The organism is Mongoliitalea daihaiensis (genome assembly GCF_021596945.1).
Classification (GTDB): Bacteria; Bacteroidota; Bacteroidia; order Cytophagales; family Cyclobacteriaceae; genus Mongoliitalea; species Mongoliitalea daihaiensis.
In genome coordinates this window covers 1697075-1713661 of record NZ_CP063779.1, presented here as the reverse complement: position 1 = coordinate 1713661, position 16587 = coordinate 1697075, and the positions used below count along the sequence as shown (strand labels likewise).

Here is a 16587-nt window from a genome sequence, read left to right as displayed (position 1 = left end):
AATCGGTAGGGTTATACGAGTTGATTGATTTTAGCAAAAAATACATCTTCCAAGTTTGCCTCAGCTCGCACAAAATCATTGGCTGGCTCTTCTTCCGCAAACACGTGAATCAATGGTTTACCTCCCACCAATTTATCTGAGATTACTGCGTAGTTTTCTCTGTATTCGGGCAGCATCCCCTTTTCTATACTTTTTTCAAACACCTTTCCTTCAATCAACTCCAAAGCTTCATCTACCCCACCATGATAGAGGACCTCTCCTTTATTCATGATTGCCATTTGTGTACAGAGTTCCCGAACATCTTGTACAATATGTGTAGAAAGTATCAAAATGGCTTCCTCGCCTATTTCGCTCAAGAGGTTGTAAAATCTATTACGTTCCCCAGGATCTAAGCCTGCTGTTGGTTCATCTACAATGATCAATTTGGGATTCCCTATCAAACATTGGGCAATCCCAAAGCGCTGCCGCATACCACCCGAAAATGATTTCACAGCTTTTTTTCTGTGTTCGAAAAGATTTACTTTCTGCAAAAGGTAGTTTACCAACTCTTTTCTTTCGCTGGTATTTTTCACCCCTTTCAATAGTGCCAAATGATCTAACAATTCTACTGCTGAACTACGAGGATACACCCCAAATTCCTGAGGGAGATAGCCCAATACTTGCCGAACTTTATCTTTCTCATTTAAAACATCGATATCACCTAAGCGAACATCTCCACTATCTGCATCTTGCAAGGTAGCAAGTGTACGCATCAAGGAGGATTTCCCGGCACCATTAGGCCCAAGGAGTCCAAACATTCCTTTGCCTATGGTGAGGCTAACATCCTTCAGGGCATGTACCCCGTTGCCATATTGTTTGTTGAGGTTATTGATTTCCAACTTCATTGTGATTGAGTTTGTGAAGGTTTAAGATTGATAAAATAATTTTAGATCGTCCGTCCAGAAATACACAAGACAAACAATACTCCTAAAAATAAAGACTAAAGACATGCCAATAGCTAAAATAAGTACTTAAGTGCTCTCAAGCGCATTTTTTCTATCAACTATGTCCAATTATGACCAAAAATTGAACGATTTCGGTCAGTTATCCTTTTCATAGGTCAGGAGTATTTTTTCAGTTTGTGCTATATAATCTCCAAAAGCTTTTTTATGCATCCATTTCAATAGAAAATACAAAGGAGGCATGGTCAATAGGCTTAACCCCATCCCCTTTACCAAAAAAGACACATTCACGATCAAGTCGTCAGCGGTGACTTCTTCCGTTGTACCACCAATCAGTAAACCTGCCAAATAAGCAAGAGGAAGGAATAGCATAGATTGAAATTCAATCAGTTTAATTGTCTTCCTGGTTAAATCAAGCTGCTGCTGAAGGGTTGGTATGATGGGTTGATCCCAATTGTCCAAAAGCCGATCAAATGCTTTAATCCGCTGATACATTAACCAATTAAAATACTGGTATATGATGATAAGCGCACCCAATGTCAGTCTAAGGGATATTTCGGGATAAATGACTACTAAATAAACTCCAATGACAACACCCACCAAACCAAAGATCAAATTACCAATCAGATTTTTCCTCAAGGTCTTTAGGGGGTTTTTGCTAGCTTCCAGTTTTTTCAAGACCAAATTTTCCTGTTCTTCTGAGGCTTGCTTCCCCTTCATCTGCTGCCATAATTTATCAATCTCCATGGGCTGCCGCTTTTAAATAGTTGGTTATTTTTTCCTTGATTCTGTGAAGTTTTACAGTCAAATTATTGACAGTAACCCCCATAAATACTGCTATCTCCGCATTCGAAAACCCATCCAAATGCATGGTAATGATGGTTTTATTTAGGTCATCCAAAACTGAGATACACCGATAAAGTAATTCTACCTGTTCTTGATCAGGTTTATCAGCATAGGCAAGACCTTCGGCTTCTTCCAGATTTACTTGACTTATTTTTTGCTGCTTACGCTTCGATGTAAGGATAGTGTAAAGGGAAAGTTTGTACAACCAGGTATTGAATGAGGAGTCCTGCCGGAACTTATCTCTACTTTTCCAAGCCTGAAGAACAATCTCTTGCTTGAGATCATCCCTATCAGTAGCATCAGAAACATAAAGTCTCAGCAGGTGAAAGATTGTTCCCTGATGCGTATTGATGAGTTGTAGAAATTCTTTTTCATCCATATAGTTTGCACTACAAAGCAACCGCTTCTACCGAATATCCTTTTTGTTGCAACAAAGCGATCACTCCTAGTTTACCCGGCAAATGTCCAGCACCCACTGCCACAAACGAAGTACCTTTCTTAAACAATTCCTCTAAAGTTGGTACCCATGCCTTATTTCGGTTATCTAGAATCTCTGCTTGATAGTGATTCATCAAATCACTTGTTTTCATAAAGCCATATAACCGCTCAAGATCTCCCGATACATAAATCTCCATCATTTGGTCTAATTCTTTCTTTCCTGTATCATCTTTCAATGATCGGATGATTTCTTGAATTTGAAAATCTACGGGTATATTATCAAAGATTCCCACCTGAAAGGCAGCTGTCTCCAAATCAATTACAGGCATTTGCCTTTCCGTTGCAAAACCTGCCAAATGAGTTTCCAGACTAAATGGCTCATCACATTCCAAGAAACCCATTGTCACCATAGAAGTCAAGGTAAAGGGCTTAAGCACTCCCATTTGAGCTAAACCTGCCCCAAACTTGCTGGAGAGATACGTATCCAATAATTTAAAATCCTCCTCCGGTAGATCTGTGTAGATATTTTCAAATCCAGGGTTAACAGCTAATTGCTGCATTTCCTGTAGAAGTGCCGGATTAGTAGGATTTAACTCCATTACCAAAAGTTTGCTTTGGGACAGTGCTTCTTGGAAACTGGCCTTTTCCACAATACTTTGATCACATAAGATGTGCATGGTGCCAAATAGGTAGGAAGGTGACTCTAGACCATTCCCACTCACCTTCCATAATAAGGTGCTTTCTTGTGCTTGGACATTGAAAATAAAGAAAATGCTTGCGATGATGAATACGTACTTTTTCATAGAGGTTTTTATTGTTTTGAATTATTAGTGTCAATAGATGGGCAAATATTACATGAGCTTGAAAAAAAATATACGCACAAAGAGAATAGCCTGCCCCTGTTAAGTCTTCGGGTTTTATTTGCATTTCCTGTAAAACTTTTGAACCAATTTTTTAAACTGGTAGCAAAATTAAAGGCATGCATAAAGTCAAAATTGGACTTTTGCGACATGCTATTTGACTTCCCAAATTATTTTATCCCCCTCTAATTTACTGATGCGCGTAAAAAATGCTTTTGGACTTTTACCTGTTAGTTTTTTATACTCACGTATAAAATATGATTGATCATAATAGTTACTTTCCAAAGCTATTTCAGTAAGTTTTTTGATTTCCCCCTGCAATGCATCTTTACCAAGAGAATGGCGAAATTTTAAAATTCTTTTGTATTCTGAGGGGGTACAGGTAAGTAGTTTTTTAAAATTCCTTTGCAAGGATTTTATCGTCAGACCACATAAATCCGCAACCTCTTGTACCGAATAATCTTTTTCAAAATCCTCCAAAAGAAGCATGGCTTTCCGTATAATGGCATCATCTATTGTTGAAAAATTATCGAGCAGAAATGATTCTAAAAGCTCAATCCTGTTGTTTAGGTTAGTCTCCAAAAACAATTTTTCCGCAAGAGCATGCCAATGAGGCAATGGAAGTGCCTGAGAAAAAGCAGGCGCATGTTCTATTAAATCATCTTTCAGAAAATAATTCACACCAAGTGGTTTGAAAATAATGGCTATTTCGTCGAAATCTCCTAGATAATTCACAAAAAAGGGCTGGGTATATTTACCCGTAATTTCAATAGAAACTTTATCTTTAAAATCTTCATTTGAAAACATTCGAAGGGAAAGGTCCTCCCTTTGTATCTCAACGCCTTTAAACAACGATATGCATGTATTTACATGGGGGAAGGCCACATAACTCAGCATAGTTGGCTCTTCATTGATAAAAATGTAATAATACGCGATGTATTTGCTCAAAGTTTTCGATAATGGCGCGATGGTCTTAATCATTTGGTCATGATTTATAATCAATTATAATTTTTTTGTCCCATATCTCATATTATTAACTGAAATTATTGGTTAGACATCATAAGTGATCGTGGATAGTAGAATCAAGTTAAACCATCACTCAAAACCTTTGAAAAGCCAATAATCGAGCAAAGGCCTACCTTCGAAACTCCTAAATCTTCTTAATTCAACCACCAACCATCCCCAATCAATTTTATAATTCAAAAGACTGCCTTAAATTAGGGATCCGAAAATGACTCCATGAACCAACTACTGAAAAAACTTCGCAGGTACGAAATCATGCTTCGAAAGATAGCCAATAATCACCTCCAAGGGGATTATCAGTCTGTATTCAAGGGATCGGGGCTAGAATTTGACGATTTACGCCCTTATCAATATGGGGATGATGTGCGAACGATTGAATGGAAGGTTTCTGCAAAAGGGCATGGTACATTTGTCAAAACATTCAAGGAAGACAAAGACCAATCGGTTTATTTCTTACTAGACATCTCCGGTTCCCAAGATATTGGCGACCCAAGTAGAAAAAAAATAGATGCTGGAAAAGAAATTGCAGGGGTATTGACATTAGCTGCTATTGTAGAAGGCTCACAAGTAGGACTGATATCCTATTCAGACACCAAAGAAAAGGTGATTTTACCAGGTAAAGGTCCCAAACAAGGTGTCAAGATCATTCAAGGCATTTTCAAACATGAAAATAAATCTCTCAAAACCAATCTTGCAGAGATGTTTATGTTTGCTTTGAATCTGATCAAAAAACGCAGCATCATTATTGTAATATCTGATTTTATTGATGAAGGATATGAGAGACCTTTTCGAGCAATGGCAGAAAAGCATGATCTGATTGCTATTCAGGTAACTGACCCAAGGGAAGCTCAACTCCCTTCTTTAGGAATCATCCCCATTTATGATAAAGAAGAGGGGAGAGTCACATGGGTCAATACAGCATTTGGTTCTGTATCCAAGAAAATAGCCAATGCATTTACCAATGAGCGGGAAAATCTGCAAGAACTCTGCAAAAAAAATCAAATCAACTATTTGGAGGTTAACACCAAAGAGGATATTGTGCTTCCTTTGATGGAACTCTTCAAAAAGCGTAACCGTACGATGAAACGTGGCTAAACATATTCCGATTATAGTATTAATTTCTTGCTTACTCAGTGGTGCCCTCCACGCGCAGGTATTGAAAGTAGAAGGGTACTTTATGCAAGATTCGGCCAAATTGGGCGAACGTGTAGCCTATGTACTCAGGGTATCTTATCCCAAAGAAAAAAACATCGTCTTTGCCGATAGCACTTTTGATTTTAGTCCTTTTGTGCTATTGGAAAAGAAATCATTCATTTCTTCCACGGATGAGGGAATCACCTTGGACTCTGCTATTTTTTTTGTATCCAATTTTTCTTTGGATCCTCAAGTAAAGTTAGCCGTACCTGTGTATGAAATTCTTAAATATGACAGTCTAACCTATTACCCAGAAGAGGCTTCGATCAATCTACAGCTCACTATTGCCGAAATTCCGCAAGAACCTATCTTCCAACCAAACAATGTTTATCAACCGATAACCAAAGATTTCAATTATCCCTTACTACTAGGCATTTTGATTGGTTCAGCAATAATGGCAGCTGTACTTGTTTTCTTTTTTGGCAAACAACTCATGTACCGCTGGCAGCTATGGCTGGAAAAGAGGAGATACAAGCGATTTGCCAAAGATTGGGAGGAGGCGCAAACAGCTTTTGCAACACAGCCTAGTATGGAACAAGCAGATGCACTCTTGGGCTTATGGAAAGCCTACATGGAGCATTTAAATCAAAAGCCTTTCCGAGACTGGACAACTACAGAAATTGCTGATTTTCTAGAAAACAAAGAGATTATTAAAGATTTCCGTGCAATTGAATTGATCATTTATGCAGGAAAACAAGGAGGTGATCTCCCACAGGCTTGCACTAATTTATTGAATATCTGTACTCATTCTTACCAACAAAAAATTACCACCTCGGATGAACGCAACTAATGTAGCTGACTTTTTTCAGACATTTTGGTTTATGCCCGATACCTTTCGGGGGTTTGAATGGGAAAATCTTTGGGCGCTTCATTTATTATGGGCAGTACCCTTATTGCTTTTGCTTCGTAAGTTTATTAAATTCTTAAAAAATCCTGTATTAGAGCTCTCTTTACCGGGTTCAGTCTCCCAAAATAACCCTTGGACCTATCTACGCCTGATTCCTGGAATATTCTTCCTAATGGGGCTATGGTTAATCATAGTAGCATTGGCTCGCCCTCAAAAGACCAATGAACGGGTAGAGCAATATACAGAGGGTATCGATATTATGCTTGTATTGGATATTTCAGAGTCCATGGATTTACAGGATTTTAGACCCAATCGGTTAGAAGCAGCTAAAGAGACTGCGATTGATTTTATCAACGGTAGATTCGGAGATAGAATCGGTATGGTGATTTTTTCTGGAGAAGCTTATTCGCTTGCTCCATTAACCACCGATTACAAACTATTAACTGACCTTATCAAAGATATATCTTTCAACATGATGGATGCAAAGGGCACAGCTATTGGGTCAGCTTTAGCAGCAGGTACTAACCGTATGCGGGAAACAGAGTCTACTTCTAAAGTCATGATTTTATTATCCGATGGTGAAAATAACGCCGGAAATGTAGACCCTGTGTTCGCCGCACAACTCGCAGCTGCACTCGATATCAGGATCTACACTATTGCTGTTGGAAAAGACGGAATGGTTCCTTACGGCGTAGATTTTTTTGGAAGACCTAATATGATTGAAAGCTACTTGGATGAAACTACGCTTCGTGATATCGCAAGAATCGGGGGCGGTGAGTTTTTCCGTGCATCTGATGGGGATGCCTTGGAGCAGATTTTCGATAGAATCGATAGCTTGGAAAAAGCAGAAATTATCGAATCCCGATACAAAGAAACTGTCGATTATTACAGGGTTTACCTGTTTTGGGGAATTGTATTGTTTTTGATCTGGTTAGGATTAAAAAGTACATTTGTCAATAATTTTCTACTGGATTAAAGGTTTTTCCAAAACAAATGTGGTACCCTTGCCTGGTGCTGAAGTAAAACTTAATTTAGCTCCGATCTTATCAGCAAGGGACTTACATAAGTACATGCCAAGTCCTACGCCTTTTTCATCACTAGTACCAGCCATAGACACTACTTTAAATTGAAAAAGCTTACTGCCTGTTTCTGCATCCATACCGTTCCCTTGATCTTGTATTTCCCATCGAATGGTTTGATTTGTCTTTATAAGCCTGATAAAAATCTTACCTGCTACAGGGCTGTATTTGATTGAATTATCTAATAGGTTTCGGATAATAACTTCCAATTCATTCATTTCTAAGATAAGTTCCTCTGAGGAGTCAATCCCCTCTGTGGAAACTTTTACTTCGATATTTTTTTCAGTTAACCTGACTGAAAAAGCACTTACAAGTGACTCTATCAGAAAAACAGGACTACTTGCATCAATAGTTTTATGGGACTTATCAGAACCAAGTTCTGCCAATACAAACTCTAATGTAGCATTGAGCGTTTGATCTATTTCTTTATATTGCTGCTCGAGTTTTTGAAAGATTAATTCTTGCTCCTGCTGATTTAACGCATTGTTTTTAACCAACTCAATTATTTGCCCTGTTGACTTTATAGGCCCTCTCAAATCGTGCGCAAGAATACCCAAGAGTTTACTTTTCCCAAGATTTACTTCCTCCAATACCGTCATTTTGCTATCCAATTCCAAGGAGGCATTCTCTAATAAAATACTTTGCTGCACATAATTTCTAGTGAACAAATCGTTCATCACAAAAACAAAAATAGCACATCCCCAAAAGGCTCCAATGTGATCAATGAATAAGCTTGTAGCATCATCATATCCATTGGTCACCTCTTTCAAATCAAATATATCCAAATACATGATCACAAAATGGGTAAGCAATAGAACTGCTAACCAAGCGTATTTTAACCACCCAGAAAAAACAAGTGTCAATACAAAAGTCATGATAAAAAAACCATAATTAGTCGGCCCTGTATATCCTCCATTAGTGAAAAAATTAAGGATCAATATTGATAAATTCATCACAATCAATCCATTTACTACTGAAAAAGTATTTTTATCTTGTTTGAGCAGGTAATAAGACCAAATAAACAAGGGTAAAAAAGAGAAAAAAACAACTGCAGGAACAATATTGCCAATTAAAAGATTGAAAAAACCAAATGCAAGGACCAAAACTGCACTAAAAAAAGCCAATTTTATAATCAATTTTTTCTGTACTTGGAAAATTCGAAGATTTCCGGCCTCCTGCTTTATACTGGTCATTCTTGGCAATTTACAACAAAGAAATTACTTTAAAAACTAAGTAAAGAGAACAATGAAGCATGGTTTTCCAAAGCCGCCGTCCATGCGTCATATGACCTGGAAACCATGTACATAAGGGTCGTCATCATCTAAAATAATCGTATTGTAGCCATAAATATTGGCCCATCCTTCGATGCTAGGTACTATAGCAGGTTTACCGTCAATTTCAGTCACTTCTTCAATCCTACCCGTAAACTTGGACCCAATAAAGCTTTCGTGAATAAAATTATCCCCTTGTTTTAACCATCCTTTTGCATACCACTGTGCCATACGGGCAGAGGTCCCTGTTCCGCAGGGTGATCTGTCGATAGCCTTTTCTCCATAGAAGACTGCATTTCTTGCTGTACTATGTACGTCTATGGTTTTACCTGTCCATAAAACATGTGAGAGCCCCTGAATCTGTGGATGTTCGGGATGAATAAATTCATATCGGGCATTCATCGCTTGACGAAGACTGCGAGCTATAGAAATCAGTTGCTCCGCTTTGAAATGTTCCAAACCTAGGAAATTTTCCTGAGGATCTACAATGCAATAAAAATTACCCCCATAGGCAACGTCTACAGACAGTTTCCCTAGTTCTTCGATTTCTATCTCCAAACCCTCTGCGGCTAGAAAACTCTTGACATTGGTCAACTTGACGGATGTGACCTTCTTCCCCTTTTGCTGATACGTAATCAACACCAACCCAGCAGGGGCCTCCATACGGAGCATACCAGGAGTTTTGGGCTGAATCAACCCCTCTTCAATCGCTACAGTAATTGTACCGATTGTCCCATGCCCACACATAGGCAAGCAGCCGGATGTTTCAATAAAAAGCACAGCAAAATCATTGGAAGGGTCATGTGGAGGAAATAACATAGAACCTGACATCATATCATGACCGCGTGGTTCAAACATCAAGCCCGTACGTATCCAATCTAGATTTTCTAAAAAATACTGGCGTTTTTCTAACATGGAATTCCCTTCTAAGAACGGAACCCCGCCTGTGACCACTCTTACAGGATTTCCACATGTATGGGCATCGATGCACTGAAATGTTTTTCTCATAATATTCGCTTTATTTTCCAAACACCCCATCAACCATCCTCCAAATACCTAAAGGATTTTCATCTCTTAAGGCTAAAGGAAGAAGCTGTACAGGCATATCCTGATAAGCTAAAGGTCGTGCAAACCGTTTGATAGCGAATGCTCCCACTGAGGTAGAACGGCTATCTGTTGTGGCTGGAAAGGGTCCTCCATGCTGCATAGCATACCCCACTTCCACGCCAGTTGGCACACCTTTAAACAACAAGCGCCCACATTTTTCAGTCAAGAGCTGAACAATGGATGGATGTAAGTTCAACTCCTCTTCTCCAGCCCAAATGCTAATCGTCAGCTGCCCATGTAAATGTTTGGCTACCTCATTAATATCATCCATCGATTCATAGACCACCATCATGGCAAAACAACCAAATACCTCTTGCTGAAACAAGGAGTTTTTTAACCAGTCTTTCACATGAACCTGAGCAAATGAAGGATAAGCTTTTATCATATCCTGTTGCGTAGCTACCTGAAGCCATTGAAGCACCTCCTGCTTGGATAGCTGACCCAGAGAATGATAGTAAGCAGATGCGATCCCTTCATGCAGCATGGATGCCGGCGCGACTTTCTCCAGCTCCTGCTGAATCGCACCACCAAAAGAGGCAGCATGTATAGATGGCACAAAAATCAAACCCGGGTTGGTACAAAACTGCCCTGCGCCTAAAGTCAAAGACGATGCAAACTGTTTGGCAAGTACGCTAAGTTCCTGTTGAAGCTTTTGTTCAAACACAAAAATGGGATTTACAGAACCCATTTCAGCAAAGACTGGAATAGGTTCCTCACGTTGTTGGGCAGCGTCATAAATAGCCTTACCCCCTGAAAAGGACCCTGTGAATGCTACTGCCTTCGTCAAAGGGTGTACGACCAAGGCTTGACCTTCTGCAATACCTCCTTCCACGTGGATAAAAACCCCCGTAGGCATCACACTGACCCGAATGGCTTCTTGGATAATTTCTGCAACAAGTAGAGATGTTTGTGGATGAGCAGGGTGTCCCTTGTAAACCACCGAACAACCAGCGGCCAAAGCCGAAATAGTATCCCCTCCAGCCGTAGAAAATGCTAAAGGAAAATTACTAGCTCCAAATACAACTACTGGACCCAAGGCAGTCAACATTCGTCGAATATCAGGTTTAGGAACGGGAGTACGATCAGGATCTCCATGATCAATAACCGCTTCAACCCAAGCACCTTCCTTGAGCAAGTTGGCAAATAAGCGAATTTGTCCCACCGTTCTACCCAATTCGCCGGTAATTCTACCTTCAGGTAAATTTGATTCTTGACAAGCAATGGGAACAATCTCTACTCGCCTAACCTCTAAACCCTTCGCTATCGATTCTAAAAATTCAGCTCTTTTTTGGAAATCTAAGTGTTTGTACTGTAAATAAGCTTGCTGAGAAGTGTTAAAGATGCTTTCGAAGTTGGTCATAAGTACAGGTTATTAGTGATTGGTTGATTGAGTTAATGATGGCTGAGCGAAGCAAGTGAACAATGAACAGTTGGCAGTGAACAGTGAGCAGTGAACAATGAACAGTTGAAAGTGAACAGTTGGCAGTTAGCAGTGTCGACTTTTCCAAAGTTCTAAACTTTGGAAAAGTTTCTGATTTCTCTTATTCACTTTTTTTTCTTTGTCTTGATTCTTGACTCTTGATTCTTGATTCTTGACTTGTCTCGAGTCTAAACTCTCGAATCTCGCTTCTCTCCTCTACAAAACTGGTCTATTTTCCAATCCCCTCTTCACTACATGTTCCACATGCATGCGTTCTTCACCTATAAGCGTTAACCGAGGTGCACGGACCCATTCTGTACCGATGCCTGCCATTTGTTCTGCAAGTTTGATGTATTGTACTAGCTTGGGATGAATATCCAATTCCAATAAAGGCAAAAACCAGCGATAAATCGCTAAGGCTTCAGCATACTTACCTTCTTGGATTAAATTATAAATAGCCACTGTTTCTTTAGGGAACGCACAAACCAACCCTGCTACCCAACCGTCTGCCCCCATGACCAATTCCTCCATCGCCAAGGTATCTACCCCACAGAGAAGCTTAAACCTGTCCCCAAATCGATTACGCATACGAGTTACATTGGATATATCCCGTGTAGATTCCTTGACTGCTTGAATAGAGCTAACCTCAGCCAATTCCTCAAACATAGCAATTGTCACCAAAGTCTTATAATCAACAGGGTTGTTATAAATCATAATAGGCAAATCACTGCTATTGGCCACTGCTTTGAAATAAGTCACCACTTCTCGATGATCAGCCGCATAACGCATAGGTGGTAGCAACATCAATCCAGAAGCCCCTAGTTCTTTCGCCTTATCCGCCCAAAATACGGCATCCCTTGTAGCCCCTTCGGCTATGTTCAATATCACAGGAACTTTACCATCAACATAATTAATTGTCTCTTTAGTCAAGAGTATTTTTTCATCCATGGAAAGTACAGATGACTCCCCTAAGGTCCCACCGAGAATAATACCATGAACTCCTGCTTCTAATTGAGCGGCTAGATTTTTGAAAAACATATTCATGTCCAAACTCCCATCCTGATGAAATTTGGTCGTTACTGCTGGGAATACACCTTTCCAGATCATAAAATGTATTGTTTTTTTAGTAAAACCAAATATAATGGAAAAGACGGAAATCGTCACGAAGCTAAAAAATTCAATAGGCTTATCAGCATAAAAAACAAAAACCCCAAAGACTTGGGTCTTTGGGGTTTTACAAAGTAGATGCTAAATTAGAAAAACTTATATCTATAATCTTTAACATTGGCCAAGTCTTCCAATGCCATCATAATCATGTAAGCCGTTCTCTGAGAAGCATTTTGAGCTAACTGACGCTGAAAAGATGTAAAATCTGCAATTTCAGTCGCTGGTGTTAATGAATTTAATTTCAACACAATTACACCAACATCCTCATGGATAGGCTTGGAGATTTCTCCTGAGGTTTTCAACCCAAATGCAGCACCTACAGCCTTGGGAGCAAACCCTACCCCAGGTAAAACGGAAGAACTCAATCGTAGATCAGGAGTATTATCCAAAGAGCCTGCATCTGGGAATACTGCAAGCATATCTTCTAAAGATGTTTTACCAGCTAATTTAGAAGCAATCATTTCAGCTTTCTTCTCATTTCTTACCTGCATCAACACTTCTGCTCTTACTTGATCCAAACTCGCAGTTCCTTCATCATATTTTGCTCTCAAACTAGCAACGATGTAAGTATTATCTAATTCGAATACAGTAGAAACTTTGCCTATAGAAGCATCATTAAATGCCCAACGGATAATTTCTCGTGCATTTTGTAAGTTATTCAAGTTTCTTGCAAACGCATCTACATTGTTGGCCTGAATCACTCTATACCCTTCCTTAGAAGCATTTTCAACAAATGCTTTGCTATTGGAGGAGTTAGCAGCAAACATATCTGCTTTTCTGAAAGACTCATTACGTGTGGCGTCACTTGGACCCAATTCCAATTCAATGGTAGCAATTTTGTAATGTGTTGATTTAGGTAAATCAGTTACGTCAATGATATGGAAACCATATTCAGTTTCAACAAGACGCGGTATCAAACCTGTGTTTCGAACAGCATAAGTAACATTCGCAAATTCCTCTACGAAATCTTCCTTTGCAAACCAACCAAGATCTCCACCTCTCTGTGCAGTACCATCTTGACCATATTGAGCTGCAGCAGTACCAAAAGCTAATCCATCCTGAATTTCTTTTAATACATTTTGAGCATTTGTACGTACCTCAGATTTTCCATCCTCAGACAAACCTTCCGTACTAAATAAGATATGCCTAGCTCTCATGCGAGGAGTACCATCGTATTGAGCCGAAACTTTATGGGTAATATACGTGGAACGGTTGGTTAAGAATGGACCATAGGTTTCACCGACTTCCACAGACCCTACATTAGATGTCAATGTACTTGGCAAGTCATCTCCTGGTCTTAAAGTTACAAAACCTCCAGCACCTTCTGTATTTCTTAAAGCAAATACAGAATCCATCGCACTCGTTCTAAGCTGCTCGGTTAATTCTCTAATTTCATTGATAACATTCAATGAGTCTTCGCTACTTGGTAAAATATCGAATGCTACATAATCTAAATCAGCAGCATTTGAAACCTTGAATTTATCCTTATTCTTAGAAATATAAGATTTCAACTCAGCGTCACTTACTTTTACCGAAGTATCAGAAATCGCATAAAATGGAATAAATAAGTGATCAATATCTGCTAAAGAATTGGCCAATTTGTGTTCCATTCTTCCTTCTGCTTTGGTTGCGTATTCGGAAGTAGCCAACAAATTATCGTATTTTAATCGTAATCTAGACTTAGCAAATAGCTGTTCCTGCTGTGCCCAGAAAGCTCTCTGTTCAGGACCAGCCTGATCAAGCGATTGTAAGAAAGAAATTAGTTGCTCCCTATCAAACTCACCAGTCGTAGGATTTACTAATTGCTGTCTTAATTCAGCAATGATATTCTTCCCCTGAACCATATCAACAAGCTCAGCATCTGAAACTGTAAGACCCAAAGCATCATATTGCTTATCAAATACTTTATCTACAATAAGTGCCTGCCAAGCTTGTTCCCTGATAGAAAACAGCTCATTTTCGGAAGGGTTTCTTCCAGTGTTTTGTTGGAAAGTAAATCGGATTTCTTCGATTTTTCTCACATACTCTTCGTAAGAAATACTCTCACCTGCAATCTCACCTACTTTATTTGCACTCCCACCTAAAAGCGTGGAGTTTGGACTTAAGATATCACCACCCACGATGAAAAACATTAAACCCACTGCAATTACACCGATTGCAAGACCTGTTCTCTGTCTGATTGTTTTAATTAATGCCATTCTTATGGTTTTATTTGAAGTGCCGCAAAATAATTACATCTACCGCTAAATTCAAAATAATATGCCTGTCAATAAATTACTAATTGTAAATAAGTCAGGATTGTATCTTGATTTTAACGGTTTCTATTCGATGATCTAACTTAGCGACGATTGTGAAAATAAAGTTTTGATATATAATTGACTGACCCTTTTGGGGAATATCCTCTGTAATTGACAGCAAAAACCCTGCGAGCGTTTCAAAATCTCCATAGGGTAATTCCCATCCATATTTCTCATTTAAGTAATCTATTTCATGCTTGGCACTGAATAAATATTCATGTTCTCCTATTTGCTGCTCAATCAGATCATCTGAATCGTACTCATCTTGGATTTCTCCGAAAATCTCTTCTATGATGTCCTCCATACTGACTATACCACTCGTGCCTCCAAACTCGTCTACCACCAAAGCCAAACTCTTACGCTCCTTAATAAATTGAATCATCAGATCATTGGCTAAAGCTGATTCAGGTACAATGATAATGGAAGTCAGAATATCTTCAATGTTTTTGGGCTTTTTAAAAAGCTCTAATTGATGACAATAGCCAATCACGTCGTCAATACTCTCCCTATAAACAATGATTTTGGAATGTCCACTTTCCCCAAATACTTTTTTTAATTCCTCAATGGAATCTTCGATGTCAACCGCTACAATATCCGTTCGGGGAACCATGCATTCTCTGACTTTGATAGTTTTAAACTCAACAGCATTATCCAAAATCTTTGTATCAATCTCTACTTTATTTTCCTTTTTGGAATGAAGCAAATTGTTTTTGATAAAGCTATTGAGATCAGTTACCTTAAAAACAGGTTTATCTTCACTGTAATCTAGGTTCAAAATATGGGTTATAAAAAAGCGGGAAAGTCCCACCACAAACCAAACGACTGGATAAAATAGGTAATAAATGATAGCAAATGGCAAAGCAAATACTGAAAGCATATTATTCGGATTCAGCATAAAAATACTTTTCGGTAGAAACTCAGCAGTAATTAACACCACAAAGGTAGATACCATCGTTTGCACCACTAATACAGAACCCTGATTTATGAAAGGAGTAGGCAAAAGTTGCAAAATCCAAGGTTCCAAAAGATAGGCCATGAATATCCCATAAAGGACCAAAGCCACCGTATTTCCTATCAGGGTGGTTCCTATAAATTGTCCTGGCTTTTGAATAAACCCTGAAAGAATTTTTCCTGCAAAAATCCCTTGCTTATTTTCAAGTTCAATTTGTAACTTATTAGCAGAAATAAATGCAATCTCTAACCCAGAAAATAGGGCTGAAAACAAAAGCGATAGCACTACATACATCAAATACGTACTTTCCATCACCTTTTATTTTTGAATTTTTTAGATTTAGTGATTTCCTTTTTTTCTTCCTCAGGTGAACCGTGATTTTTTCTATATTGAAACCAAAACAATAATGCAACCGCAAACATGAATACCGGATAGGATACCGAAACACCAACGGTAATTGTCAGATGTGTGCCGATAATGACCATCGCTGCACTCAATGAAAGAAGAAGAATATCAAGCAATTTCATACGAATTAATTTTCTCCAGGTATAATCATTCGGCTATCAAAGGGCTTGAAAATTTTATATTCATTAAAACCCTCATCCGCTTCTAATCCAGTTCCTTTGATAATTGTTTTTTTGTCTGTTACGGTAACAAATTTTTCAGTGTAGATTTTTTGAGCATTCGGATCCCAAAACATTTCTTCAGATGAAAGACTTTGTTCTTTTTCCAAATTTTTGACCTGAACGTCCCCCTCTCCTCTATAAAGATTATCATTTCTCATATAAAAACCTTTGTCAGCTCTGATCGTGGTGGTAATAGTTCCATTTTCGTCAAAAAATGTAATATCTATTCCTTCGGGAAATTCTTGGTCTCCCGTATCAAATTCCAACTGTTTTTTAGCTTGAAGGTGGATGCGAACAATAGCCGAATCGCTATGGTATAAATTCACATCGTACCCTGTACTGATGGGGCCTGTATAAATTTCAAACATGGATGGATCCACCTCATCCTTACAAGCCCCTGCAAGTACAAGCAAGCCAAATAAATGTAGAAATGTTATTTTTTTCCAAGTCATGCCACGCAAAGATACAAAACCTTTCACAAGTACATTAAAAAAGGCAGCCGTTGAGCTGCCTTTCTAT

16 protein-coding genes are annotated in these 16587 nt (G+C 38.8%); 3 read left to right on the top strand and 13 right to left on the bottom strand.

The window, feature by feature from the left end:
* Nucleotides 1-11: 11 nt before the first annotated feature.
* From IPZ59_RS07260 to IPZ59_RS07240, 5 genes are all read right to left on the bottom strand, one after another.
* A complete protein-coding gene (locus tag IPZ59_RS07260; protein ID WP_236139207.1) occupies nt 12-884 on the bottom strand; it encodes an ABC transporter ATP-binding protein in 873 nt (290 codons plus the stop codon).
* A 195-nt stretch (nt 885-1079) separates the two neighbouring features.
* Nucleotides 1080-1688, bottom strand: coding sequence for a hypothetical protein (locus IPZ59_RS07255; RefSeq protein WP_236139206.1), 609 nt, complete (start codon nt 1686-1688; stop codon nt 1080-1082).
* The gene (locus tag IPZ59_RS07250; protein WP_236139205.1) at nt 1678-2166 is read right to left on the bottom strand and encodes an RNA polymerase sigma factor; all 489 of its coding nucleotides are present in this window, start codon (nt 2164-2166) and stop codon (nt 1678-1680) included. The genes IPZ59_RS07255 and IPZ59_RS07250 overlap by 11 nt, the downstream gene beginning before the upstream one ends.
* Nucleotides 2167-2176: 10 nt before the next feature.
* Nucleotides 2177-3028, bottom strand: a complete 852-nt coding sequence (locus IPZ59_RS07245; RefSeq protein ID WP_236139204.1) for a TraB/GumN family protein — start codon at nt 3026-3028, stop codon at nt 2177-2179.
* 210 nt (nt 3029-3238) lie between these two features.
* Complete coding sequence (locus tag IPZ59_RS07240) at nt 3239-4066, bottom strand: helix-turn-helix domain-containing protein (RefSeq protein ID WP_236139203.1); 828 nt, start codon at nt 4064-4066, stop codon at nt 3239-3241.
* Between the two features lie 258 nt (nt 4067-4324).
* Between IPZ59_RS07240 and IPZ59_RS07235 the strand changes: the two genes are divergently transcribed.
* The 3 genes from IPZ59_RS07235 to IPZ59_RS07225 are packed head-to-tail and all read left to right on the top strand — an operon-like array spanning nt 4325 to nt 7125.
* Nucleotides 4325-5203 (top strand): DUF58 domain-containing protein, encoded by an 879-nt coding sequence (locus IPZ59_RS07235; RefSeq protein ID WP_236139202.1) that lies wholly within the window; start codon nt 4325-4327, stop codon nt 5201-5203.
* Nucleotides 5196-6092 carry a hypothetical protein gene (locus IPZ59_RS07230; protein ID WP_236139201.1) on the top strand — a complete coding sequence of 299 codons (897 nt, stop codon included), beginning with the start codon at nt 5196-5198 and terminating at the stop codon, nt 6090-6092. Before IPZ59_RS07235 ends, IPZ59_RS07230 begins: the two co-directional genes overlap by 8 nt.
* Entirely contained in the window at nt 6079-7125 is a 1047-nt protein-coding gene (locus IPZ59_RS07225) for a vWA domain-containing protein (protein WP_236139200.1), read from the top strand. The genes IPZ59_RS07230 and IPZ59_RS07225 overlap by 14 nt, the downstream gene beginning before the upstream one ends.
* On the opposite strand, the gene IPZ59_RS07220 is transcribed toward IPZ59_RS07225, so the two are convergent.
* The 8 genes from IPZ59_RS07220 to lptC form a co-directional block, all read right to left on the bottom strand.
* Nucleotides 7114-8421, bottom strand: a complete 1308-nt coding sequence (locus tag IPZ59_RS07220) for a sensor histidine kinase (protein ID WP_236139199.1) — start codon at nt 8419-8421, stop codon at nt 7114-7116. The two genes, IPZ59_RS07225 and IPZ59_RS07220, sit on opposite strands and share 12 nt — an antisense overlap.
* 87 nt (nt 8422-8508) lie before the next feature.
* Nucleotides 8509-9507: a 4-hydroxyproline epimerase gene (locus tag IPZ59_RS07215; protein WP_236139198.1), complete on the bottom strand. Its 999-nt coding sequence runs from the start codon at nt 9505-9507 to the stop codon at nt 8509-8511.
* A 10-nt stretch (nt 9508-9517) separates the two neighbouring features.
* The gene (locus tag IPZ59_RS07210) at nt 9518-10966 is read right to left on the bottom strand and encodes an aldehyde dehydrogenase (NADP(+)) (RefSeq protein ID WP_236139197.1); all 1449 of its coding nucleotides are present in this window, start codon (nt 10964-10966) and stop codon (nt 9518-9520) included.
* Nucleotides 10967-11242: 276 nt separating this feature from the next.
* Complete coding sequence (locus tag IPZ59_RS07205) at nt 11243-12133, bottom strand: dihydrodipicolinate synthase family protein (protein WP_236139196.1); 891 nt, start codon at nt 12131-12133, stop codon at nt 11243-11245.
* A gap of 146 nt (nt 12134-12279) precedes the next feature.
* On the bottom strand, nt 12280-14391 hold the full coding sequence (locus IPZ59_RS07200; protein WP_236139195.1) for a SurA N-terminal domain-containing protein: 2112 nt from the start codon (nt 14389-14391) through the stop codon (nt 12280-12282).
* A 94-nt stretch (nt 14392-14485) separates the two neighbouring features.
* Nucleotides 14486-15754, bottom strand: a complete 1269-nt coding sequence (locus IPZ59_RS07195; protein ID WP_236139194.1) for a hemolysin family protein — start codon at nt 15752-15754, stop codon at nt 14486-14488.
* On the bottom strand, nt 15754-15969 hold the full coding sequence (locus IPZ59_RS07190) for a hypothetical protein (protein ID WP_236139193.1): 216 nt from the start codon (nt 15967-15969) through the stop codon (nt 15754-15756). Before IPZ59_RS07190 ends, IPZ59_RS07195 begins: the two co-directional genes overlap by 1 nt.
* A 5-nt stretch (nt 15970-15974) precedes the next feature.
* On the bottom strand, nt 15975-16520 hold the full coding sequence (lptC, locus tag IPZ59_RS07185) for an LPS export ABC transporter periplasmic protein LptC (protein WP_236139192.1): 546 nt from the start codon (nt 16518-16520) through the stop codon (nt 15975-15977).
* Between the last annotated feature and the right edge of the window lie 67 nt (nt 16521-16587).